Source organism: Glycomyces dulcitolivorans (genome assembly GCF_003265355.1).
GTDB lineage: Bacteria > Actinomycetota > Actinomycetes > Mycobacteriales > Micromonosporaceae > Glycomyces > Glycomyces dulcitolivorans.
On sequence record NZ_QFRW01000092.1, the window covers coordinates 67,446 to 90,431 of the forward strand.

24 protein-coding genes are annotated in these 22,986 nt (G+C 70.4%); 10 read left to right on the forward strand and 14 right to left on the reverse strand.

Annotated features, from left to right (window positions below; translation table 11 throughout):
- Nucleotides 1-37 precede the first annotated feature (37 nt).
- The gene (locus DI269_RS11105; protein ID WP_112135768.1) at nucleotides 38-1,063 is read right to left on the reverse strand and encodes an ABC transporter permease; all 1,026 of its coding nucleotides are present in this window, start codon (nucleotides 1,061-1,063) and stop codon (nucleotides 38-40) included.
- Nucleotides 1,060-2,583 (reverse strand): sugar ABC transporter ATP-binding protein, encoded by a 1,524-nt coding sequence (locus DI269_RS11110; RefSeq protein ID WP_112135770.1) that lies wholly within the window; start codon nucleotides 2,581-2,583, stop codon nucleotides 1,060-1,062. Before DI269_RS11110 ends, DI269_RS11105 begins: the two co-directional genes overlap by 4 nt.
- A gap of 227 nt (nucleotides 2,584-2,810) precedes the next feature.
- Here DI269_RS11110 and DI269_RS11115 point away from each other — a divergent pair, with 227 nt between their 5' ends.
- The 3 genes from DI269_RS11115 to DI269_RS11125 all read left to right on the forward strand — a co-directional run bounded on the left by DI269_RS11115 (nucleotide 2,811) and on the right by DI269_RS11125 (nucleotide 5,277).
- Entirely contained in the window at nucleotides 2,811-3,518 is a 708-nt protein-coding gene (locus tag DI269_RS11115) for a FadR/GntR family transcriptional regulator (protein ID WP_112135849.1), read from the forward strand.
- A gap of 185 nt (nucleotides 3,519-3,703) precedes the next feature.
- Nucleotides 3,704-4,285 (forward strand): hypothetical protein, encoded by a 582-nt coding sequence (locus DI269_RS11120; protein ID WP_112135773.1) that lies wholly within the window; start codon nucleotides 3,704-3,706, stop codon nucleotides 4,283-4,285.
- A 2-nt stretch (nucleotides 4,286-4,287) separates the two neighbouring features.
- Nucleotides 4,288-5,277, forward strand: a complete 990-nt coding sequence (locus DI269_RS11125) for a hypothetical protein (protein WP_112135775.1) — start codon at nucleotides 4,288-4,290, stop codon at nucleotides 5,275-5,277.
- Here the strand turns inward: DI269_RS11125 and DI269_RS11130 are convergent.
- A complete protein-coding gene (locus DI269_RS11130; RefSeq protein WP_112135778.1) occupies nucleotides 5,274-5,894 on the reverse strand; it encodes a hypothetical protein in 621 nt (206 codons plus the stop codon). The genes DI269_RS11125 and DI269_RS11130 overlap by 4 nt on opposite strands.
- Before the next feature lie 229 nt (nucleotides 5,895-6,123).
- Between DI269_RS11130 and DI269_RS11135 the strand changes: the two genes are divergently transcribed.
- Both DI269_RS11135 and DI269_RS11140 read left to right on the forward strand, forming a co-directional pair.
- A complete protein-coding gene (locus tag DI269_RS11135; RefSeq protein ID WP_112135781.1) occupies nucleotides 6,124-6,546 on the forward strand; it encodes a hypothetical protein in 423 nt (140 codons plus the stop codon).
- Entirely contained in the window at nucleotides 6,543-6,947 is a 405-nt protein-coding gene (locus tag DI269_RS11140; protein WP_112135783.1) for a hypothetical protein, read from the forward strand. Before DI269_RS11135 ends, DI269_RS11140 begins: the two co-directional genes overlap by 4 nt.
- A 12-nt stretch (nucleotides 6,948-6,959) precedes the next feature.
- Here DI269_RS11140 and DI269_RS11145 read toward each other — a convergent pair whose 3' ends face one another.
- From DI269_RS11145 to DI269_RS11165, 5 genes are all read right to left on the reverse strand, one after another.
- Nucleotides 6,960-7,517, reverse strand: coding sequence for a dihydrofolate reductase family protein (locus DI269_RS11145; RefSeq protein ID WP_112135786.1), 558 nt, complete (start codon nucleotides 7,515-7,517; stop codon nucleotides 6,960-6,962).
- Nucleotides 7,518-7,556: 39 nt separating this feature from the next.
- Entirely contained in the window at nucleotides 7,557-8,345 is a 789-nt protein-coding gene (locus tag DI269_RS11150; protein WP_198667326.1) for a nucleotidyltransferase domain-containing protein, read from the reverse strand.
- A 16-nt stretch (nucleotides 8,346-8,361) separates the two neighbouring features.
- Nucleotides 8,362-10,899 (reverse strand): polynucleotide kinase-phosphatase, encoded by a 2,538-nt coding sequence (locus tag DI269_RS11155; RefSeq protein WP_112135791.1) that lies wholly within the window; start codon nucleotides 10,897-10,899, stop codon nucleotides 8,362-8,364.
- Nucleotides 10,892-12,283: a 3' terminal RNA ribose 2'-O-methyltransferase Hen1 gene (locus DI269_RS11160; protein ID WP_112135794.1), complete on the reverse strand. Its 1,392-nt coding sequence runs from the start codon at nucleotides 12,281-12,283 to the stop codon at nucleotides 10,892-10,894. The genes DI269_RS11155 and DI269_RS11160 overlap by 8 nt, the downstream gene beginning before the upstream one ends.
- Nucleotides 12,284-12,358: 75 nt before the next feature.
- Nucleotides 12,359-12,832, reverse strand: coding sequence for a carboxymuconolactone decarboxylase family protein (locus DI269_RS11165; protein ID WP_112135852.1), 474 nt, complete (start codon nucleotides 12,830-12,832; stop codon nucleotides 12,359-12,361).
- A 201-nt stretch (nucleotides 12,833-13,033) separates the two neighbouring features.
- Here DI269_RS11165 and DI269_RS28160 point away from each other — a divergent pair, with 201 nt between their 5' ends.
- The 3 genes from DI269_RS28160 to DI269_RS27005 are packed head-to-tail and all read left to right on the forward strand — an operon-like array spanning nucleotide 13,034 to nucleotide 16,508.
- Nucleotides 13,034-13,264 (forward strand): hypothetical protein, encoded by a 231-nt coding sequence (locus DI269_RS28160; protein WP_232822702.1) that lies wholly within the window; start codon nucleotides 13,034-13,036, stop codon nucleotides 13,262-13,264.
- Nucleotides 13,265-13,269: 5 nt separating this feature from the next.
- The gene (locus DI269_RS11170) at nucleotides 13,270-14,028 is read left to right on the forward strand and encodes an ABC transporter ATP-binding protein (protein ID WP_408612288.1); all 759 of its coding nucleotides are present in this window, start codon (nucleotides 13,270-13,272) and stop codon (nucleotides 14,026-14,028) included.
- A gap of 5 nt (nucleotides 14,029-14,033) precedes the next feature.
- Nucleotides 14,034-16,508, forward strand: a complete 2,475-nt coding sequence (locus DI269_RS27005; RefSeq protein WP_157974900.1) for an FtsX-like permease family protein — start codon at nucleotides 14,034-14,036, stop codon at nucleotides 16,506-16,508.
- Nucleotides 16,509-16,610: 102 nt separating this feature from the next.
- Here DI269_RS27005 and DI269_RS11180 read toward each other — a convergent pair whose 3' ends face one another.
- The 4 genes from DI269_RS11180 to DI269_RS11195 all read right to left on the reverse strand — a co-directional run bounded on the left by DI269_RS11180 (nucleotide 16,611) and on the right by DI269_RS11195 (nucleotide 19,562).
- On the reverse strand, nucleotides 16,611-17,615 hold the full coding sequence (locus DI269_RS11180) for a CobW family GTP-binding protein (protein WP_408612287.1): 1,005 nt from the start codon (nucleotides 17,613-17,615) through the stop codon (nucleotides 16,611-16,613).
- 84 nt (nucleotides 17,616-17,699) lie between these two features.
- Nucleotides 17,700-18,770: an FkbM family methyltransferase gene (locus DI269_RS11185; RefSeq protein WP_157974901.1), complete on the reverse strand. Its 1,071-nt coding sequence runs from the start codon at nucleotides 18,768-18,770 to the stop codon at nucleotides 17,700-17,702.
- A gap of 245 nt (nucleotides 18,771-19,015) precedes the next feature.
- A complete protein-coding gene (locus DI269_RS11190) occupies nucleotides 19,016-19,333 on the reverse strand; it encodes a hypothetical protein (protein WP_112135803.1) in 318 nt (105 codons plus the stop codon).
- The gene (locus tag DI269_RS11195) at nucleotides 19,326-19,562 is read right to left on the reverse strand and encodes a hypothetical protein (RefSeq protein WP_112135806.1); all 237 of its coding nucleotides are present in this window, start codon (nucleotides 19,560-19,562) and stop codon (nucleotides 19,326-19,328) included. Before DI269_RS11195 ends, DI269_RS11190 begins: the two co-directional genes overlap by 8 nt.
- A 348-nt stretch (nucleotides 19,563-19,910) precedes the next feature.
- Between DI269_RS11195 and DI269_RS11200 the strand changes: the two genes are divergently transcribed.
- Together DI269_RS11200 and DI269_RS11205 are read left to right on the forward strand one after the other, a co-directional pair.
- Nucleotides 19,911-20,714 carry a Scr1 family TA system antitoxin-like transcriptional regulator gene (locus DI269_RS11200; protein WP_112135808.1) on the forward strand — a complete coding sequence of 268 codons (804 nt, stop codon included), beginning with the start codon at nucleotides 19,911-19,913 and terminating at the stop codon, nucleotides 20,712-20,714.
- Nucleotides 20,698-20,967: a DUF397 domain-containing protein gene (locus DI269_RS11205; protein WP_112135810.1), complete on the forward strand. Its 270-nt coding sequence runs from the start codon at nucleotides 20,698-20,700 to the stop codon at nucleotides 20,965-20,967. The genes DI269_RS11200 and DI269_RS11205 overlap by 17 nt, the downstream gene beginning before the upstream one ends.
- Here DI269_RS11205 and DI269_RS11210 read toward each other — a convergent pair.
- Both DI269_RS11210 and DI269_RS11215 read right to left on the reverse strand, forming a co-directional pair.
- Nucleotides 20,932-21,708 carry a MerR family transcriptional regulator gene (locus DI269_RS11210; protein WP_112135812.1) on the reverse strand — a complete coding sequence of 259 codons (777 nt, stop codon included), beginning with the start codon at nucleotides 21,706-21,708 and terminating at the stop codon, nucleotides 20,932-20,934. The two genes, DI269_RS11205 and DI269_RS11210, sit on opposite strands and share 36 nt — an antisense overlap.
- Before the next feature lie 83 nt (nucleotides 21,709-21,791).
- Entirely contained in the window at nucleotides 21,792-22,892 is a 1,101-nt protein-coding gene (locus DI269_RS11215) for a serine hydrolase domain-containing protein (protein WP_112135814.1), read from the reverse strand.
- Nucleotides 22,893-22,986: the final 94 nt, after the last annotated feature.

The following is a 22,986-nucleotide window of genomic DNA, read 5'->3' on the forward strand; positions in this document are numbered from 1 at the left end:
GGGGGACGGATCTGGTTGCGGGGGAGGAGGAGCCGGACTACCTGCCCCGGCGGAGGATGTCGATGTAGACGGCGGCGAGGATGACCAGGCCGATGACGACGGACTGCCATTCCTGCGGGATGGACATGATGCGCAGGCCGTTGGTGACGGTGCCGACGATGAGGGCGCCGATGAGCGTGCCGATGATGCTGCCCTTGCCGCCCTGGAGCGAGGTGCCGCCGATGACGACGGCCGCGATCGCCTGGAGTTCGTAGCCGATGCCGAGCGCGGGCTGGGCGGAGTTGAGGCGCGCCGCCAGGACGACGCCCGCGATGCCCATGAAGCAGCCCGAGAGCGTGTAGACGGCGATCTTCCACTTGCGCACGGCGATCCCGGAGAGGCTCGCGGCCTCCTCGTTGCTGCCGATGGCGAACGAGTACCGGCCCAGGACCGACTTGGCGAGGATGAGCGCGGCGATGGCGGTGAGCGCGAACAGGATCAGGACGGCGCTGGGGAGCCGGACGCCGGGGATGACGGAGGCCAGCGCGATGTCGGTGAACCCGGGGACGTCGGTGAAGTAGATCGGCGCGGTCCCGGAGATGACGAGCGCGAGCCCTTGGGCGATGAGCATCATCGCGAGGGTCGCGATGAACGGCGGGATCTTGAGCACGGCGATGCTGAGCCCGTTGATCAGCCCGATGACCGCACCCGTGAGGACGCCGCCGATGACGCCGACCATGAGCGGCAGGCCCCATCCGGTGAGCATCACGCCGGTCATGACCGCCGCGAGCGTCATGCCGGTGCCCAGCGACAGCTCGATGCCGGAGGTGATGATGACGAAGGTGGTGCCGAGCGCGAGGATGCCGATGACCGCGGTGGACAGCAGGATGCCGCTGAGGTTCGACCAGGTCAGGAAGTTCGGGTTCGCGATCGCGAAGAACGCGACGAGGACGATGAGGCTGGCGAACGCCAGGACCTGCTGCAATTGGCGGCGCACCAGGTTCCAGGAGGGGCCGAGGACCCCGCGCGGGCCTGCGCGCAGGACGTCCCCGGAGTCCGGTTCGGCGGTGTCCACTTGCTTCATCTGGCGATCCCTCCGTGTGCCCCCGACCGGGTGGCGTACTCCATGACGGTCCTCTGGTCGGCCGCGGCCCCGTCGAGGACGCCGGTCACCTTGCCCTCGCACATGACGACGATCCGGTCGGCCATGCGCAGCACCTCCGGCAGCTCGGAGGAGATCATGATGATCGACTTGCCTTCGCCCGCAAGGCGGTCGAGGAGTTCGTAGATCTCCTCCTTCGCGCCGACGTCGATGCCGCGGGTCGGCTCGTCGAAGATGAGGACGTCGCAGTCGCGCGCGAGCCAGCGGGCGAGGATGACCTTCTGCTGGTTGCCGCCCGAGAGCGTCCGGACCTCGCTGCGCAGCGACGGCGTGCGGATGCGCAGCTGCTCGGCGTACGTCTGCGCACTGCGGCGCGCCGGTCCATCGTGGATGAACCCGAGCGCGTTGGCGTGGTCGGCCAGCGAGGACGCGAGGATGTTGAAGCCGACGTCCTGGTCGAGCATGAGCCCGAAGCGCTTGCGGTCCTCCGAGAGGTAGCCGATGCGCAGCCGCGCGGCGTCGGCCGGGGTCCGGATCTTCACCGGCCGGCCCCGCAGCAGGATCTGCCCGCGGTCGGCCCGGTCGGCGCCGCAGAGGATGCGGGCGGTCTCGGTCCGTCCCGCGCCGACGAGCCCGGCGAACCCGAGGATCTCGCCTTCGCACAGGTCGAAGCTGACGTCGTCCAGGAGCCCCTTGTCGCCGAGGCCGCGCACCTCCAGGACCACGGGCCGGTCCGTCTGCGGCCCTTGCCTGGTCCGCGACCCGGCGGCGAGGTGGCGCCCGACCATGAGCGAGATGACGTGCGGCAGTTCGGCTTCGGCGGTCGGCAGGGTGTCGACGTACTCGCCGTCGCGCAGGACGGTGATCCGGTCGGAGATCTCCTTGAGCTCGCCGAGGCGGTGCGAGATGTAGATGACGCCGGTGCCTTCGCCCCGCAGGTCGCGGATGAGGCGGAACAGGTTCGCGGTCTCGGACTCGGTGAGCGCGGCGGTCGGCTCGTCCATGATGAGGATGCGCGCGTCGAACGACAGCGCCTTGGCGATCTCGACGACCTGCTGCTGGGCCACGAGCAGGTCGGCGACCCTGGTGCGCGGGTCGAGCTCGATCCCCAGGCGCGCGAACAGGTCGGCGGCGAGCCGGTTGAGCTTGCGGTCGTCCACGAGCAGGCCGAGGCCGGTGCGCGGCTCCCGTCCGATGTAGATGTTCTCGGCGATGGTGAGGTCCGGCATCAGCGAGAACTCCTGGTGGATGATGCTGATCCCCAGCTCCTGCGCGGCCCGCGGGCTGTCGATGTCGACCTCGCGGCCGTCGATGCGGATGACGTCGGCGTCCTTCTGGTGGATGCCCGCCAGCAGCTTCATGAGCGTCGACTTGCCCGCGCCGTTCTCGCCGACCACCGCGTGGACCTCGCCCGCCCGCAGCTCCAGGTGCACATCGGACAGTGCCTGGACGCCGGGGAAGCCCTTGGAGATCCCTTCGAGGCTGAGCAGCGGTTCGTGCATCGGACCTCCCGGGGACGACCAAACATCAGATGTATCGAAATCGTAGTAACGCCGCGATCACCTGTCAACCATTGAAATATATGGATATTAACGGGAAAAGGATCGACCACCGGGGCGCGAGAAGCCACTGGGATATCGCCCAACCCGCCCAACCCGCCATGGAAGCGAACTCACCAGTGGTCAGATGATTCTTGCGGGACCTCATGCCCTCGGCGATACTTGCCCTCATGTCCCGCACCGACGATGTCGTCAACGGCATCAAGCACATGATCCTCAACGGCGAGCTCGGCCCCGGCGAGCGGCTGCCGGTCGAGAAGGAGCTGGCCGAGGCCCTCGGGGTCTCCCGCGGGTCGCTGCGCGAGGGCGTCCGGGCGCTGTCGATCCTCGGCGTCCTCAACACCCGGCAGGGGGACGGCACCTACGTCACGAGCCTCGACGTCTCGCAGCTCCTGGCCCCCATGGGCTTCCTGGTCGACCTCCACGGCGAGGGCCACGCCGAGTACGTCCACGCCCTCCGCCGCCTCCTGGAGAGCGAGGCCGCCCGGCTCGCGGCCGAGCACATCACCGAGGGCTCCCTCGCCGACGCCAAGACCCTCCTCGACGAGGCCGAACCGTTCCTCGACGGCGGCGACCCCGACGCGCACGAGCGCCTCATGGAGATCGACATCGCCTTCCACCGCATCATCGCCTCCCACACCGGCAACCCCGTGCTCATCGGCATGATCGAGGCCCTCGCCAGCCGCACCGTGCGCGAACGCCTGTGGCGCAGCCTCCGCGAAGACGGCGTCCTCCAGCGCACCCACGAAGAGCACCTCGCGATCTGGCGCGCCCTGTGCGCCCACGACCCCGAAGCCGCCCGCATCCGCATGACCAACCACCTCCTCGGCGTCGAGGACTCCCTCCGCTTCCTCCCCGACGCCGACGCCGCCGAATGACCCGACCGGCCACCGGGCCCCGACGCCGCGGCTGACCGCGGCGGGGGCGCCGAGTCCCGCCGGTGAACCGCCTCCTGACCGCCTTTACCCCGGCCGTCTCCCGCCCTACCTTGAAGTCGCCCCTCCAGTGGATCGCCGGCACCGCCTTCGTCCACCGCCCCAAGACAACTGAAAGGGAGGAAGCGATGCGCGGATTCGAAGTCGACCCCGACGACCTGATCGACGCAGGGGAGATAACGCTGCCGTACGCGGCCGACTTCTACGACGAGATGGCCAACCGGCTCGCCGCCGTCGGCAATAGCGCCGGGCGCGGACTGATCCCGACGCTGAGCAGGTCGCCCGCGGGCAACGCCCTCGGCGAGGCCGTCATGCGCTGCCACCGCTTCCTGTACGCGGTCACGGAGGAGACGGCCGACAGCCACCGCGCCGTCGGCGTGAGCGTGGCCGAAGCCGGATACGAGTACCGGCGGGCCGACGACGCGGGCGCGCACGGCCTCGAAATGGCCGGCGAGGACCTGACCGGTTCCGTCGCAAGCGAGTTTGGCAAGGTCGACGCGGGCGAGTACGAGTACGACAGCGGCTACCGGTTCGGCAACTTCGACAGCGCCGACGGCGGCTCCGGGTACGAGGAGGCGCTCTCGGGCGGCCCCCGGCAGCCGGTGGACCACCAGGACTACGGGATCGAACCCGAGCCGCTGTTCGAGCGGGCCCGGTTGACCGACCGGGGCGGCGACCGGCCGCCCCTCGACGAACGCGGAGACTCCTGACCATGCCGAAGTTCGACACGTTCCAGAGCATGCAAGACGACCAGCCGCCCAGCAAGGACGAGCTCAAGGAGATGGTCGCGAGATTCGGCGAGCCGCTCCAGATGCTGTACGTCCGGTCCCGCTACGACGCGTTCTTCAACGAGCGGTACCCCACCGGGAGCACGATCCAGAACCCGCGCGAGAACTGGACGTTCGACTTCGACACGCGCATGACCGCCGCTGAGGAAGAGGAACTGCGCGCCCTGTGCTGGCCGCTCGCCACCAACTTCGTCATCGACATGATGGTCGGCATCGACAACCTCGTGGACAAGGACGAAGGCGACCTCGACGCACTGGCGGCGGACCTCCGGCAGCTGGCCGTGTCGTACGAAGGCGCGATGACCGACGCCAAGCTCACCATCGTGCAGGACCGGTTCGAGAGCTGGCACGGCGACGCCGGCTCCGCGATCAGGGAGGGCTACTCCGATCACCTCACCAGGTCGACGCAGACCCACAGTGCGATGGCGAACGCGCTGGCCAATGCGGCGCAACTCGACTCGCTGATCGTGATGAAGGTCCGCCACCACCTCGACGGCCTGGTGAGGACCGCCGGAACCGCCATCGACAACGGCCCGGCGGGCCCGAACCTCGACTTCGAGCCGATCATCGGCTGGCTGACGTTCATCGGCATCATGGTGAGCACGCCCGGCGGCCCGGCCCTGCCCGCCGCGGTCGGCTGGGTGGGGAGCACCATCAAGACGATCCTGTCGGAACTGCCCCTCGAACAGGCCGACGAGCCGACGATGGACTCCTCGGACCCGGACGAATTGCGGGACCAGGTCCTCGCGGCCTTCGACCAGGTCGCCGAGGTCGTCAAGGCGGACAGGGAAAAACTCGCCGAAGACCTCGTCACGGCCTTCGAGGAGCGCGCGGCCCTGACCGGCAGCGACGACGCCGCGGAGTCCAGCCGCGTAATCCCGAACCCCAACGGCGTCAACGGCATCGCCCTCTAAGCGGCGGCGAAGTAGGTGTACTTCTCCACGTCCCACGAGTTCAGCAGCGCCATCTCGATGACGGCCCCCTCGACCTGCTCGGTCTCGACGACGACGCACCGGTTCGCAGTGAAGGACTCGCCGGGCGCGACCTCGCCGACGTCCACAAGGTCCTTGGGGACGGTGCCGCAGCCGCTCTGGTAGGTCCAGGACCCGTTGCGCAGGCCGATCAAGAGGTCGGCGGGAGCCATGGCCTCGTCGGCCCTGTTGATGCCGTTCAACGTGATCATGAAGTACTGGGAGCCCCCGTCGGGGGCCGTGTTGGCGTCGTCGAACCCGAGGATCGTCTCGGTCGCGTCGACCTCCACCGCGGTCACCGCGATGTCCCACGTGTCCACCTGACCGGTCGCGCACAAGTCGAGCGGCCCCTCGATGCTCCGCCCGGCCTCGGGATCGGCCGCGGCGGGCACGTACTCGCATTCGACGACCACGGGACCGGCCTCGATCTTCTCCTCAGCGGAGGTCTCGGCGCCGTCGGCGTCCTCACCGGAGCCCATGCTGGTGCAGGCGGTGAGTCCCAAGAGCCCGACCCCGACGACTGCGAGGAGCTTGGCCGGTGCGGTGTGAATCGGAGGCACGATCGATCCTTAGGTCGGCTGGAAGAGGCGTCTTCAAGTGCACCAGGGATTCGCGGGCGAATCGAGGCAGCTGACCGGCGGGAACCCGGCAGGTCCGCCGGGTGGGGTAGGGCTGCGTCACGGCGTACCTCCTGCGGGGTAGGCCGATTGCCCCCTTCAGGCCGATCCGCGGCGGTGAAGACCTCAGCACACTGGCCCGCATGCGACAAGCGTGCGGAGGGAATGTGCGGTGAAGGTGTTCTTCTTGGGGTGGACGCGGTTCGTCGTCGTCCTCCTCGTGCTCCAGGTCGGGTTCGCCGGATGGGGCGCGGTCACGGCTGGCGACGAGCGGGTCATGCGGTTCATCGTCCACGCCGGGAACGGCGGCATGCTCATGCTCTGGCTCATGCTGTCGGTGGTCTTCGCGCTCCTCGCCCGGCCGGGGTGGAAAGCGGTCCTGCTGACCGTCCTGTCGCTGTTCATGATCTTCATGCAGGGCGCGCTCGCCTACGGCTTCGGCACCGAAGGCGTCCGCGGCGGCATCGGCATCGCCCTCCACGCCGCCAACGGACTCGGCATCCTCACCGTCCAAGTGGTCGTCGCCCGCCTCGCCAAGCGCGCGGTCGACGCGAAACGCGCCAAGCGCGCCGCACGAATCGAGGTCCCGGCATGAACCCCGTCTTCGCGAGACTCCTGCGGGTCTGGATGATCCTGCTCTTCACGCTCCTGGTCGCCCAGTTCGCGCTGGCCGGGTTCGGCGTCGGCTACGGCGGCGGGGTCGGTGACGGCTTCCGCCTGCACTTCCTCAACGGCGACGTCCTGCTGTACGGCTACGCGGCGGCGATCCTGCTCGCTCTCGCGGCCCGGCCCGGGGCGCGGATCGTGTGGCTGATCGGCCTGGGCACCTTCATGGTCCTGCTCCAGCACGTCATGGGCCTGCTCAGCGTCCCCGGCACGCTCTGGGGCCAGTCGCTGTTCCTGGTGCACGCCCTCAACGGGCTTGCCCTGATCTTCCTGACGTTCCGGATCAACCTCCTGGTCAGGAACCGCCTCCGCGAGCGCGCATTGGTCTGAGGCGGCGGGGGTCTACCGGCGCGGCTCGAACCGCATCGACACCGCGCCGGAGGCGAACTCCCGGCGGCCCACCGGCGCGAGGTCGAGGTACTCCGCGAGCCCCGCGAACGGCGTCGGGCCGTGGCCGGCGATCCGCGGGTGGACGATGAACTCGTACTCGTCGATCAGCCCCAGGTCGGCCAAGGCGAGCGGCAGCGTCACCCCGCCCACGTACAGGCCGTGCTCGTGCTCGCGCTTGAGCCGGCGGACCTCCTCGGCCAGGTCCCCGCGCACGAGTTCGGCGTTCCAGTCGACCTGCTCCAGCGTGTTCGAGACGACGTACTTCGGCTTGGCGTCGATCGACTCGGCGAACTCCACCGCCGCGGCGTCCATCCACTCCGGCGGTTCGCCCGAGTCCGGCAGCCGCCACGCCTCCTCCATCATCTGGTAGAGGACGCGGCCGAACAGCAGCGCGTCCACGCGGCCGAAGATCTCCGCCGAGTATTCATGCATCTCTTGACCGCCGGACATCGCGCGATGATCGCAGCAGCCGTCCACGGTGATGTTGATCGAATATCGAAGCGCACCCATGCCGCGAGCGTACCGGCGGCGACCGACATCCACTCCGGATCAGTCCGGGCGCGTCGAGTCCCAGTGCCGCCGGTGCGCGTCGATCGACCACGCCGAGAGCCGGTCGAGGTCCGGCGTCTCCGGCAGCGGGGTCTTCCCTGCGTCCAGAAGGGACTCGATGCGGTCCCGTGCCGCCGTGATCTCCGCGAGCACCGTGTCCAGGTCCGGGACGCCGCCGGACTTGACCAGCAGGACCCGTTCGCGCTCGGCCTCGGGCATCGGCAGCGTCAGGCGGGCGTGCTCGATCAGCTCCAGCCCTTGGAACCCGAGCCGCAGCGCATGCGACGCGAACTTCGTGTCGTACCCATGCGCCGCAACGAGTTCGGGCCGCTTCGGCATGTCCTTCTGGCGGCCCCGGCCCAGCAGCATGGCGACCTGCCCGTCGAGGTAGCCGACGACCCGCCGCGCGGCCGCCCGGGACAGGAACGCCGGGCCGAGCGCGCGAAGCTCGTCGCCGAGGACCGACGTCCGGTACACCGAAGCCTCAGGCGCGAACGGCACCAGCAGCAGGTTCGGGTTCCCGGCGACGGCCAGGCGCAGGAACTTCCGCAGCGAGTACAGAGTGCACTCGCTGTCGCCGGCCTGGGACCGGTGCCCCTCGGGCCGGTCGCGCCACGTCGCGTGGTCGACCGGCTCGGCCAGGCCGATGACGTGCTCGGCCGGCTCGATGAACACGCCCGTCTCGTCGTGGTCGCTGACCCCGGCGATGGCGAGCCCGTGCACGCCCGAGCCCGCCTCGGTCCGCAGGATCTCGTTGGCGCGGGCGACCGCGCCGGCGTCGAACGTCAAGGGTCCGTCCGTCCTCTCACAGCCGCGGGTCGACCGGCTCGGATTCGAGCGCGAGGATCGCGAACACGTACTGGTGCACCTGCCACAGTGGAGCATTCTTCGCCACCAGGTCGAGGGCCTCGACGCCGAGGGCGTACTCGCGCAGCGCCTGGGACCGCTTGTGCTGCAAGCGCCGCTGACGCAGGCGCGTCAGGTTCGCCGGGTCGGTGTAGTCCGCGCCGTAGATGATCCGCAGGTACTCCCGGCCGCGCACCTTCAGGCCCGGTTGCAGGCGCGGGCGGTCGTCGAGGACCGGCTTGACGACCATGCCCTCGCCTCCGGCCGCGCACAGGTCGATCCACCACTGCGTCGCCTCGTCCTCGTCGGCGGTGCCGAGCGTGACGAACCGCCGCCGCGTCTCCAGCAGCAGCGCCGAAGCGTCGGCCGCGTTGAGCGCGTCGACGACCTCCAGGTGCCAGTCGTGCCGGTGGTCGGCCAGGTTGCGGCCCTCGGTCGCGAGCACCTGGAAGGGCGCGAGCCGCACCCCGTCGAGCCCGTCGACCGGCCAGCAGTACCGCTGGTACACCTCCGCGAACGCCTCGATGTTCGCAGTGCGCGAAGCGGTCCGCTCCAGGAGCGCGCCCACGTCCAGGCCCCGTGCGGCCGCGGCCTCCAGGACCGCCGAAGCGGCCGGGAGCGCGGCGACGCCCGCGGCCGCGACGCCGGCGAACTGGTCCTTGATGAGCCCCTTGGCCTTCGCCGACCACGGCAGCAGCTCGCAGTCGAGCAGCATCCAGTCGGTCTCCAGCCGCTCCCACAGGCCCGCAGCGGAAGCGGCGGCCGCGACCCGGCTGAGCAGGTCGCCCGTGAGCGCCTCGTTCTCGAAGAACGCCCGCCCGGTCCGCGTCAGCAGTGCGCCCCACGGCGCGGCGTCGAGCCCGAAGCGCGAGGCGGCGACCTCCTTGTCGCGGCACACGAGTGCCACGGCCCGCGAGCCCATGTGCTTCTCTTCGCACACCACCCGCTCGACGCGGTCGCGGTACTGCGCGAACGCCTGCGCCGGGTGCTCCAGGTATCCGTCCACATCGGAGGCGTCGACGGGCGCCATCGTCGGCGGCAGGTACAGCAGCCGCCGCGGGTCGTCCGCGAAGCGGCTCATGACCTCCAGCGCCGCCGCCGCGTTCTCGGCCCGGACCTTCACGGTCCCGACGAGATCCGTGGTCAGGTACCGGTCCCCGGCGACGTCCGTGGCGTCGAGCATCGCCGCGTCCCGCTCGGCCGCGGCGGGGGCGAGCGGCCGCACCGGCGCGTACCACTCCCGCTCGGCGTCCACGGACACGAGTTCCCGCTCGGGGTAGCGCAGCGCGGTGAGCTTCCCGCCGAAGCAGCAGCCGGTGTCCAGGCAGATCGTGTTGTTGATCCACTGGGGATCGACGGTCGGGGTGTGGCCGTAGACGACCGTAGCCGCGCCCCGGTACTCCTCGGCCCACGGCAGCCGCACCGGCAGCCCGAACTCGTCGGTCTCCCCGGTGGTGTCGCCGTACAGCGCGAAGGAGCGCACCGTGCCCGAGGCCCGCCCGTGGTACTCCTCCTTGAGGCCGGCGTGCGCGACGACGAGCCGCCCGCCGTCGAGCAGGAGGTGCGCCCGCAGCCCGTCCATGAAGGCGCGGGCCTCCTCGCGGAACGCCTCGTCCTCAGCGGCGAGCTGCTCCAGGGACTCGGCCAGGCCGTGCGCGACGGTCACCCTGCGGCCGTTGAGGGCCCGCACGAGCTTGTGCTCGTGGTTGCCCTGCACGCATAGCGCGTTCCCGGCCCGCACCATGCCCATGACCAGGCGCAGCACGCCCGGAGTGTCGGGCCCGCGGTCGACCAGGTCGCCCACGAAGACCGCCTTGCGGCCCTCCGGGTGCGCGGCGCCGACGGCGCGGCCCCGGTCGTCGCGCTCGACGGCCCAGCCCAGTTCCCCGAGCAGCACTTCGAGTTCGGCGCGGCAGCCGTGCACGTCGCCGATGAGGTCGAACGGGCCGGTCTCGTCCTTGCGGTCGTTCCAGGATTTCTCGGTGACCACCCGCGCGGCGGCGACGGCCTCGGCCCCGGTGAGCCGGTGGACGCGCCGGAAGCCCTCCTTGCTCAGGTGCTTGAGGCTGCGTTTGAGGTCGCGGTGGTGGCGGCGCACGACGGCCTCGCCGAAGTCCCGGTCGGGCCGGGCGAGGTTCCGCTCGACGGCCAGCGCGGGCTCGACGTCGAGGACGATCGCGTCGACGAGGACGTGGTGCGACCGCGCCAGGTCGACCAGCTCGGTGCGGGCGCGTTCGTGGACGTTCGTGGCGTCGACGACGGTGAGCAGCCCGAGCCGCAGCCGCGTCCCCACGATGTGGTGGAGCAGCTTGAACGCCTCCGCCGTCGCGGCCTGGTCGGTCTCGTCGTCGGCCACCAGGCCCCGGCAGTAGTCCGACGAGATCACCTGCGTGGGCTTGAAGTGGGTGGCCGCGAACGTCGACTTCCCGGAGCCGGAGACGCCGACGAGGACCACAAGGGACAACTCGGGGACGGCGATGGTCTGCGCGTCAGTCACGGTCGAACACTCCCATCTGCGTCGGGGTCCCCGCTTCGGGGTCGACGGTGCCGACCCCCTCGATTCGGACCCGGTACCCGTACCGGCCCGCGACCGCCGCCGTCCAGGCGGCGAAGTCCGCCCGGTCCCACTCGAAGCGGTGGTCGTCGTGGCGCATCTCGTGCCGACCGAGGCCGTAGCGGGCGTTGAAATCGGCGTTCGGGGTGGTCACGACGACGGTGCGCGGTCGGGCCTCGCCGAACACGACCCGCTCCATCGCGGGCAGCCGCCCGGGGTCGAGGTGCTCGATCACCTCCATGAGCACGGCCGCGTCGTACCCGGCGAACCGCTTGTCGCGGTAGACGACCGAGCCCTGGATGAGCTGGAGCCGCGCGCGGCGCCGCTCGGGCATCCGGTCGAGCCGGAGCGCCCGCTCGGCCATGCCGATCGCGCGCGACGACACGTCGGCGCCGGTGACGCGGGTGTACCGCGGATCGTCCAGGAGCGCGTCGAGGAGTTTCCCGGAACCGCACCCGAGGTCGAGCACCGAGGCCGCGTCCGACGCGGCGAGCGCGTCCATGACCGCGCCGATCCTGATGCGGTGCAGCGGAAGCGACGCCTCGCTGCCCTCCGCGGCCTCCTCCTCGACGGGGGACTCCTCTTCGGACCCCGCGGCCTCGGCCACCTCTTCGAGCCTGGCGAACGCGGCCCGCTCGTAGGACCGGCGGTGCGCGAGGTACCGGCGGGCGATGAGGCCGCGCCGCGGGTGGGCGGCGAGCCATTCGCCGCCGGAGCGCACGAGCTTGTCGACCTCGCCGATGTCGACCCAGTAGTGCTTGGCGTCGTCGAGGACCGGCAGCAGCACGTACAGGTGGCTGAGCGCCTCGGAGAGCCGGACCTCGCCGCGCAGGCGCACCCGCACGTGCCGGGAGTCGGCGTCGAAGCCCGGCAGCGGCACCGCCGTCGCCTCGACCTCCCAGCCCAGCGGTTCGAACAGGTCCCGCACCAGCTCCGGCCCGCCCTTGCACGGGACGGCCGGCAGCGCGATCTCCAGCGGCAGCGCGGCCGCGGCCAGGTCGGGCCGCTCCTCGCTGACGCCGGTCCGCGCGGTCGAGAAGACCTTCCCCAAAGCCACCGCCAGCAGCGAAGACGCCGCGTACGGCCGGTCGTTCACGTACTGCTTGATCGAGCCGTCCCCGGAGGCGCGCGAATGCGAGCGCGCGAGGCGCGCGGCGTCGACTTCGAGCAGGAGCGCGGCCGTGCACCGGTCCTCGCCCGCCTCGGGATAGAACACCCACGCGGTCCCGAAGGTCTGCTCGAACGCCTGCACCTTGTCGGGGTGCTTGCGCAGCAGCCAGCCCAGGTCCGTCGCCGGGTTCGCGGTGGTGGTGATCGTCAGGAGCACCCGAAGATCATGTCATCCGATCCGCCGAGGTCGCGACCTGGTTTCAGGCCGCGACCACATGGCGCCGCAGGCCCGCTAGGCGAACTGCCCCACCTGGTAGCCCCCGGCCGGGCTGCCGGCCATGACGTTGAGCCGGTTGTAGGCGTTGATGATCGCGATGAGCGAGATGAGCCCGGCGAGCTGGTCGTCGGAGAACTCCTTGCGAGCGGCGTCCCACACGTCGTCGGCGACGCCCGTCTGCGCGTCGGCGATCCGCGTGCCCTCCTCGGTCAGCGCGATCGCGGCGCGCTCGGCGTCGGTGAAGAGCGTCGCCTCGCGCCAGGCGGCGACGAGGTTGAGGCGCACCGGGTCCTCCCCGGCGTGGACGGCGTCCTTGTAGTGCATGTCGGTGCAGAACCCGCACCCGTTGATCTGGCTGGCGCGCAGCAGCACCAGGTTCGGGATCGTCTCGGGCAGCCCGGCGCTCTCGACGGCCTTCGCGGCCGAGTTGACGTACTTCGCGACCTTCTGGGCGACGGGCGAGGCGTAGAGGTTGAAACGCGGTTCCATGTCGGTCTCCTTCATCGTGGTTCACCCCCTTGACGGATCCCCGGACGAGAACGTGACCGGTCCGTGCCCGGCGTCACAGTGCAGCTGGCTGTACCGCCCGGTCGGCCCCTGGCCCCACCCCTGAATCACCAGGTGACTGCATTGGGCGCGAAGCCGTTTCGCCATAGCGTCAGTGGTATCCGAAACCAATGGAGGAGCGTCATGAACGACCAGCAGCCCGCCACCGCTCACACGCCGCCGCACACCGCGCCCGGCGACCACTACAAGCTCACCACCACCGCGCTCTGGATCGGCCTCGGCGCCGGGATGGCGTTCAACATCGCCCTCCAGGCCATCGGCCTGTGGTTCCTGGCCTGGCCGTTCGGCCTGATCGCCCTCGCCAGCGCGACCGGGCTCGTCGTCCGCGCGGTCGTCTCGGGCAAGCGCCGGTGAAGGGCCTGACCGCCTCTCGCGGCCAGCGGCGCGCCGACCCGACCAGGACCCCGGCCCTGGAGCTGCGCGAGGTCACCAAGACCTACGACGGCGCGCACACCGTCCTCGACCGCGTCTCGCTCGAAGTGCAGCGGGGCTCGTTCCTCGCCGTCATGGGCCCCTCCGGGTCCGGCAAGTCGACCCTGCTGCACTGCGCCTCCGGCATGGACGACCCGACGAGCGGCGAAGTCCGCGTCGGCGGCCACCGCCTCTCGGGCCTCAGCGAGACCAAGCGGACCCTCCTGCGCCGCAAGCGCATCGGGTTCGTCTTCCAGTCCTACAACCTCATGCCCTCGCTCACCGTCGAAGAGAACCTGACGCTCCCGCTGCGCCTGTCCGGCGCGACCGCCGACGGCCCCTGGCTGAGCCACCTCGTCGAACGCGTCGGCCTCGCCGACCTCCTCGACCGCAGGCCCGCCGAGCTCTCCGGCGGCCAGCAGCAGAGGGCCGCCATCGCCCGCTCCCTCGCCGCCCGCCCCGACGTCCTGTTCGCCGACGAGCCCACCGGCGCCCTCGATCTCGACACCGCCGCCGAAGTCCTCGACCTGCTCCGCGAGCTCGTCGACGAATGGGAGCAGACCGTCGTCATGGTCACCCACGACCCCGCCGCCGCGGCCCGCGCGCACGCCGCCTGCGTCGTCGCCGACGGCCGCATCGACGCCTACGTCACCGACCCCGACGCCGCCGACCTCGCCCGCCGGCTCACCACCCTCGGAAGGCGTTGACCACCATGCCCAAGCCCCTCCCCACGGGCCGCCTCGGCATGGCCGGCCCCTCCCTCCACATGGCCCGCCGCCGCCTCCCCGGACTCGTCGCCGTCGGCCTCGCCGTCGCGGGCGGCGCCGCCCTCGTCACCGTCGCCGCCGTCCTCGCCGAGACCGGTCTGACGGCCCACCTCGGCCCCCAGCGCCTCGCCGACGCCGACATCCTCGTCGCCGCCACCCAGACCCACCCCGTCCCCGAGGACATCGACCTCGCGCTCCCCGAACGCGAGACGATCGACGCGAGCATCCTCGACACCGTCGCCGCCGTCCCCGGCGTCGAAGCGGCCGCCGCCGACATCACCTTCACCGCCCGCCTCGACGACCTCCCCACGGCCACCGTCGAAGGCCACAACTGGGACACCGCCGCCCTCACCGACGCCACAGTGGACGGCGAAGCGCCCGGACCCGGCCAGATCGTCCTCGACACCGCGACCGCCGCAGCCACCGGCCTCGCCATCGGCGACACCGCACCCGTCACCACCCCCACCGGCACCGTCGACCTCCAGGTCACCGGCCTCACCGATGCCCCCGGCCTGTACACCGACGCCGCCACCGCCCGCACCCTTGCCGGACTCGACGCGACCGAAGCCGACCTCATCGCCGTCCGCACCGAACCCGGCGCCGACCCCGACACCGTCGCCGAGCAGCTGACCGACGCCCTCCCCGCGCTCGCCGTCACCACCGGCGACGCCCGCGGCGACGTCGAACGCCTCAACGAAGCCACCGCCACCGGTGACCTCGTCGCCCTCGCCTTCTCCATGGGCGGCACCATCATCCTTCTCGTCGGCTTCATCACCGCCGGAGCGCTCGCCGTCGCCGTTGCGGGCCAGCGCCGCGACCTCGCCCTCCTGCGCGCCGTCGGCGCCACCCCGCGCCAGGTCCGCCGCCTCATCGCCACCCAGGCCACCGCGGCCGCCGTCATCGCCCTCGTCCCCGGCATCGCCGTCGGCCACCTCCTCGCCGGGGCCTTCACCGGATTCCTCGCCGACTCCGGCATGCTCCCCGCCGGACTTCCCTTGGCGCGCGGCCCGATCGGCGCCCTCGCCACCGCAGCCCTCCTCATCCTCACCGTCCAGCTCGCCGCCCGCGGCGCCGCCATGCGCGCCTCCCGCCTCCCCGCGACCGCCGCCGTCGCCGAATCCCGCGTCGAACCCGGGAACCCCGGCCCGGTCCGCACCACCATCGGCATCCTCCTGCTGCTCGGCGCCGCCGCCCAGTCGGTCCTGCCGCTGTTCGTCCCCGGCGAGACCGCGTTCATCTCCGCCGTCACCGCCACCCTCACCGCCGTCATCGGCTTCGCCCTCGCCGGACCGGTCCTCATCGGACTCCTCACCCGCCGCGCCGCCACACGCCTCGACGACCGCACGCCCGCCCCGATGTGGCTGGCGGTCAAGAACAACCGCGCCTACGCCCGCCGCACCGCCGGCGCCGTCGCGATCATCGCGCTGGCCGTGGGCCTGACGATCACGCAGGTGTTCTCCCAGACCACCTACACGGAGGTCACGGCCGCGGAGATCGAGGCCGGTTCGATCGCCGACGCGACCGTCACGGGCCCGGTCTCGGCCGCCGACCTCGCGGCACTGGGGGAGCAGCCGGGCGTGGACGCCGCGGTCGGCGTCGCCCAGACCAAGCTCATCCGCGAACTCGACGACGGCGGCGTCGAATCCTCTCCGGCCCTTGCCTTCACGCCCGGCGTCGAATCGGTCGCCGACCTCGGCGAGGCCGAAGGCGACCTCGCCGACCTCCACGGCGACACCGTCGCCGTCAGCGATGCCATGGCCGTCATGTGGGGCATCGACCTCGGCGACCGCATCGACGTGGTCCTCCCCGACGGCACCGAGGCCCGCCCCGAGGTCGTCGCGACCTACGAGCGCGGCTTCGGCTTCGGCTCGATCGTCCTGGCCGCCGACCTCCTCGACGACCCGCGCTTCTACGACGCCGCCCTCGTCACCGGCGACCCGGCCGCCGTCACCGCTTGGGCCGCAACGACTCCCGGCCTCACCGTCGCCACGGGCGCCGCGGTCCCGCAGGCGCCCAGCGGGATGACCCCCGACCAGTGGATCAGCCTCATGGCGACCCTCTCCATGACCGGCTACGTCCTCCTCGGCACCGCCAACAGCCTCATCGCGGCCACCTCCCGCCGCCGCACGGAGTTCGCCTCCCTGCGCGCCGTCGGCGCAACACCCCGCCAAGTCCAGGCCATGGTCACCCGCGAATCACTCGTGACGGCCGCCATCGCGGTCGGCGCGGGACTCGCCTTCTCAGTGCTGCCCATGGCGATCCTCGGCCACGCCTTCCTCGGCGAACCCTGGCCGCAAGGTCCACTGTGGGTCATCCCCGCGACCGTGGCCGTCGCCGTCCTCCTCGCCTGGACCGCCACCGCGATCCCCACGCGACGAGCCCTCGCCGACCCGCCGACCGACGCCCTCGCGGTCGACTGATCGCCACCGCGATCCCGACCCTCCGCGTCCTTGCAGACCGCTGCGCTCGCGCTGGATCGACCGCCAGGCCGCGGCCGTCGGGCAGCGCCCGGTCGCCCACTCCTACCGCTGGTACCGGAGCAGCCGCTTGAGCCCCTCGGGGTCGCGCTGGTCCGGGACGGCGAGCGCGGCCTCGATCCTCGGCCGTGCCGCCTCGACGTCGAGGTGCGACCCGATCGCCACCAGCTCGCCGCCCTCGCCCGCGCGATGGGCGGCGACGTCGATCTGGTCGCCCACGACGTGCACCACGAACCCGCGTCGCCGCCCGCCCGACTCCACGGTGACCGTGCCCTTCATCCGGTACGCCCCAGGCGGCGGATTCTCAAGCAGCGCGATCAAAGCGCCCGGGTCGACGGGCCCGGAGACCCGGACCGTCACGGCCTGCGCGTGCGCATGGTGCCCCGCGTCGTGGTGCGCCTGCCGCGCCAGCGCCGCGAGCGGCAGCTCGTCCTCGGGATCGGTGACCGAGGCCGTGTCGTAGACGAGCGCCGGATCGACCCGCCCGTTCGAGGTCCGCACGATGTGGATCTCGGGATTGACGGCGAGAATCCGCTCCTCGATCGCCGCCAAAGCGCCCTCCGCCTCGCCTTCAGGCAGCCGGTCGCTCTTGTTGATCACCGCGAGGGTCGCGGCCTTGAACCGCACCGGCGGCTGGTCGTTGCGGTCCACGGTGTTGAAGTACTCCACGGCGTCGACCACGTCCACGACCCCGCCGGCCCGCACCCGCCCGGCTTCGCTGAAGTGGATCATCTTGGCGATGACGCCCGGCTCGGCGATCCCGCTGGCCTCGACGATCACCACGTCGAGCCCGAACTTCGGGTCCGTGAGCTTCTCCAGCGCCGAGTCGAGCCCGCTCAGGTCCTCGATGCAGCACAGGCACCCGCCCGCGATCGACACCGGCTCGTCGATCTGCCCGCTCACGAGCCCCGCATCGACGTTCACTTCGCCGAAGTCGTTCACGATCACCCCGACCCGGGCCCCGGGCTGACACAGCAGGTGGTTGAGCAGGGTCGTCTTCCCCGCCCCCAGATACCCCGTCAGCACCACCACAGGTACCCGTTCCACCACGCCGCCCCCTCGCTCTCCCGATCGGTCAGCGACATGTCATCACACCGCTCCGCGCTCCCGGGTGCAGGGGCCGAGCAGGGTGCGTCAGCCCCTGCGGCGCGAGCGCCAGAGCCTGAGCGCCTTGCCCGGAGCGGCCAGGGTCCCGCGGAGGGGACGGCGGGCCACGTCGGCGACGATCCCTCCGGCCTGCATCGTGGCCGAGGACTTCAGGGCCGACAGCTTCGCCCTGACCTGCCTGGTCTTCCGGCGTTCAGCCTTGAGTTCGGCGCGCAGGGCCTTCAGCTCCGCCTGCGGTCCCACCGGCCCGCACGCGTTCAGGCGCTCGCGCCACCGCCGGGCCGCGGCCCAGAACTCCGGTGACGGCGCCTCCGGGGCGAGCAACCACATCATGGCCTCGGCGTCGCCCTCGATCTCGTCGGTTGGGACGAGAGGGAACTCGCCCTTGATGAGGAACCACTGGTAGCCCCACGACTCGATGACCTCCATCAGCGCCGGGCCGCAGTAGGGGCGGGTGAGGACCTCGCAGAGGATCCACGGCCGGTGCTCGGCGATCGTGACGGCGGCCCCGCGGAGCACGTCGGGCTCGGTCGTCTCCGTGTCGATCTTGAGCACGGCCGGGTGCTCGCCGGTGCGCTTCACGATCTCGTCCACGGTGTCGACCGGAACGGTCAGCGACCGCGAGGAGGGGCGGAACCCCTCGGCCAGCGAGTTCGAGGTGTCCGACCGGTCGGACAGGTAGAACACCGCCTCGCCCGGCTCCGCACCGAGGGCGACGGCCTCGATCGGATAGTCCAGCCCGTTCCCCACCGCAGCGGCCGTGGCCGCCGCCGCGAGGTCGGGGACCGCCTCGAACCCGCGGACGTCCCTGTCGCCCAACGCTTTCGCGATCAAGCCGTACACCCCGATGTTCGCCCCGACGTCCCACACTGCGCCGTCCCCGGCGAGTTCCAGCGCGGCCAGGAAGCATGCGATCGTGTCCGGTTCGTACCCGGCGAGCCCGGTGGCCGCGAGCATCCTGGGCACCAACATGCTTCGGGGCGCCTCGCAGACGATCCACTCCCGACCGTCCGAACCGGTCTCCACCGGCAGCCGGAGCGGGACGACCCGCAGCTCCTCAGGTGCCTCCTGGCCTGGGTCTCCTTCGCGGACTGACATGGTCGCTCCCATCATCGAGTCGGTCGCTGCGGCGGCGCGGCGTCCCGCAGGCCGGCCATCCGGCCCCGCAGACCGTTGAGGCACATCGGATCACGAACGGCGCCCCGACCGATGTCCAGACTATTACGAATCGAGCTCGGATCGGCGAAAGTTCTGCCCTTCCCGGGACGCATGAAGGCGGGGCCGGGCGATCTTCCACCAAAGATCGCCCGGCCCCTGTTGGGAAGGAGGATAAGTACCGGTTCTCAGTCGACTTCGAGTTCGGCGATGAGCGTGTGGCACTGCGCCATGATCCAGAGGCACCACTCATCGCCCTCCCACGCGACGGACCACTCCGCGAAGTCCTCGGGATCGTCGGTGAACCGGCAGCACTGGCGCGGGCCCGCGCCGTCGTCCACGTCGAGCAGGTACGCGGTGATCTTCTCGGCGCGGCCTGGGTGGTCGGCGCCGAGGGTGTAGAGCGTGAAGACCGCCGGCCCGCGCCGGAAGTCACCGAGGTAGCCGTCCACACCGGGCTTGCCGTCGGAGCGGAAGTTGTACGGGTCCTTGGTTCGGTTACCCATCGCAGAACCGAATCGCGCTGGCGGAGGCGAGGCCCCGGCGGTAGAAGATCCGGAACGCCTGCTCCTCCACCCAGATCTTGGCCTGGGGCTTGAGGCGGTTCCAGAACGGGCCCCAGGTGGCTTTGGGGTCGCCGGAGTTGAGGCCGGAGACGATGAGGACAACGTCGTCGTTGCGCGGCCCGGTGATGACTTGGAAGGAGTCGGGAGCGACGGCGCTCGACGCCCTCACACGGTAGCTCCGGTAGTCATCGTGAAAGGTCCCTCGATCGAGTGAGTCCCCGCCCGGACTCGTTGCGGCAGTTGCGCCGACCATCACACACCTCCATTTCAGATCAATTGGCTTCCGACAGCGAGTCGAACGGACGAACTCGCAATGATTCGAATCTAAGCGCTGATCCGGCGCGGCGGAACCGGCGACACGGCGGAAGTTTCGGCTGGTCAGGGTCGTTTGAAAGGTTGACTGGAAAGATATGTGCCGCAACCTTTCCGATGCCGCATCCCTATTGCACGGAGTGACGGGCCGAGTGTACTGTTTCGGCTACAGTCCGTTTATGCCAACGAACTCCGGGGGTTTCCGATGCCGCTCACCGCCGTCGCGGATTGGTATTACAAGGCCGAACTCGCTGCGCTGCTTGCCGAGACCGACCTGACCCAAAAGGAGGTCGCCGATCATCTCGGGGTGACGGTACGGACCATTTTCAACTGGATCACGGGAGAGACCCGTCCCAAGGCGGGGATGGCGATGAGTCTCGCCCGGGTGTGCGGAGCGAGCGAGAAGCGCTCGAAGTTCCTAGGGCATGTCATCAAGCAGTTGGATGTCGGAATGATCGAGCTGGACCTCGAGACGAGGAACATCTTCATCATCGAGCGAGCGGAGGCCACCTCCGGAGAAGTCTGGAAGTGGGAGCCGTTGTACCTCCCCGGTCCGCTTCAGACATGGGAGTACCACTTGGAGTTGCTTCCGGAACCCAGCCCGCACCCGCGGAAGAACTGGGAACGCAAGCTTCGCAGACTTCAGGCCCTCGGTCCGCGCAACCCCGCTCCGGCCCTCCGATTCCTGGTGAGCGCAATCGCCCTTTGGGAGATGCGCCACTGGAGCGGGGCCGAGGCCCAGTTCAACTATCTGATGGAAATCAACCGATGGCCGAATTGCGAGATCCGGATCTTGGAGGGGCTGCACTTCGGCAATGACCATGCCTACGAGCTCTACCTGCCGGCCGGAATGCCGGATGCCGCACCGCCATTCGTCTTCATCGAGTCGATCGATCAGAGCCGACACCTTGAGTCAAAAGCGCAGATCGAGTTGTACCATGGGCGCATGGTAGGGATGTGGGAATCCGCATCGATGATTGAAGGGCGGCTTGATGACTGGATACGGTGATTGGCGAAAGAGCACCCGAAGCAACAGCGGCGATGACAGTAGCTGTGTCGAGGCGCGCACCCAGGACGGTGCGTTCCAGGTCAGGGACTCGAAGCTTGGTCACGACTCCCCGATCTTCGACCTCTCTACGACTGACTTCAAGGCCCTGATCAGCGCGGCCGAGTTAGTCCGAAGCGCAGCCCGGCCGGTGAACCCGAGGTTCACCGGCCGGGCTTTTCTATGCGCGCGGGATGCGGATGCCGGCGGCGCGTAGCCGCCCTTCGAACAGCTCAGACAGTCGCGTCATGGCCGGTGTCGGCTCGTCACCGTGGCGGGCGATCATCGTGTAGCGGGCCGCGGTGTCGGTGCGGGCCTGCATGCCGGTGACGGTCTTCAACAGTTCAGGATCGGACAGGTAGTGGTCGGCCGCGTCGGCCGCAAGCTTGTCAAGGCGCGGATCGTGCGGGTCCCAGGTCGCGGCTTCGGCGACGCGTCGGCTCAAGGCGGTGAGCCAGGGGTCGTTGAGCGCGTGTTCGAACTGGTCGAGATAGCCGTCGAAGTCATCAGGAACCAAGGCCCGCGCCAGGACCCAACCATCCCGCGTAGACCTGACCTCCTCCTCCGAATACCCGGCATCGAGCATGCGCCCCAACAACTCCACGGCGCGGTCGGGCAATAGAGCACGGTCGCCGTCGGCGAGCCGGTGCAGCATCGCGCGCCGTTCGACCAGCTCGGCGATGCGGTCGTCAATCTGCTTCTCGACCCCCGCGAGCGCGGACTTGAAGAGCGCGGGGTCGGCGTCGAGCAGCGGCCCGATCTCGGCAAGAGGCACTCCTGCGGCGGCGAGGGTGCGGACCCGGACCAGCTTGAGGAGGTCGTCCGATCCGTAACGGCGGTAACCGGAACCGTCGCGTTCGGGCTCGGGGACCAGGCCCAGCTTGTGGTAGTGCCGGACCGTTTTGATCGTGATGCCGACGAACGCGGCCGCCTGGCCGATCGTGACTCCGTTGCGCATGGGCTCATCCTGCCTCGGGTCGCTGCTGCGTGTGCGGGGACCGGCCGTGCCCGGCTCACCGAGCCGGGCACGGCCCCGGTGAGCTAGGCGCCGAAGACCTCGTTGAGCAGGCGCTGCTGGGCGCCCTGGAACGCCGCTGCCACCGTCAGGTTCGCGTCGTCGACGCAGTTCAGGGCCGCGGTGAGAGTGGTGGACCCGTCGGGGGTGGCGTACATGAGCGCCGCGTGGCCCACCGAGGCGCCGTTGTGGGAGATGACGGTGGCGCCGTCGGCGGTGGTCAGCACGAACACGCCGAGCCCGTAGTCCATGCCCGGGATGCCCGTGACGCGCGGGGTGAACATCTCCGCGCGCAGCTCGTCGGGGAGGAGCTTGCCACCGGTGAGCGCGGCGATGAAGGTGTGCAGGTCACCGGTCGTGGAGATCATGTCGCCGCCCGCGGAGACCCACGAGGGGTTCTGGCGGGAGATGTCGACCGTGCGCTCCTCGCCGCCGTCCTCGTACCGGTAGTAGGCGTGGGCGTGCGGCTCGGCGATCTCGGCGTCGGTCGGGACCGTCGTGTGCGACATGCCGAGCGGGGCCAGGATCAGCCGCTCCAGCTCCTCCTGGACCGTGCGGCCGGAGACCCGCTCGACGATGAGCCGGGCCAGGACGTAATTGGTGTTCGAGTAGCTCCAACCCGCCCCGGGCTCGAACCGCGCGGGCTTGGCAAGCGAGAGTTCGACCAGCTCCTGCGGCCGATACGAGGTGAACCGCTGGTCCAGCCACTCATTCCCGTTGGGGCCGTAGGGGATCGGAACGCCGAACACCATCGAGCCGTCTTCGTAGACCTCACCGGTGAAGTTGAACAGGCCGCTGGTGTGCTGGAGCAGCATCCGCACCGTGATCCGCTCGTCGATCCCGAACTCGGGCAGGTGAACGGCGGCCGGATCGTCCAGGCCGAGCCGGCCCTCGGCCACGAGTTGCAGGACCAGGGTCGCGGTGAAGGTCTTGGTGTTGCTGCCGATGCGGATGTGCCCGTCGACAGGCGGCGTCGCGTCTTTCCCGAGTTCGGCCTGTCCGGCACTGCCGGTCCACTCGCCGTGCTCGTCGTTGGCGCGGGCGGTGATCCCGATGATGCCGGGGTCGACGATCGACTCGATGGTCCGCTGGAGGTCGGTGGTCCGGGTGGAGGCGTTGGCGGTCATGGTGGTTCGCTCCTTCGAAGCGTTCGGTTCCCTCGGCGTCCTGCCGATGAGGGAACCTTCCACCTTGACCTCGGGTCAAGGTCAACAATGATCC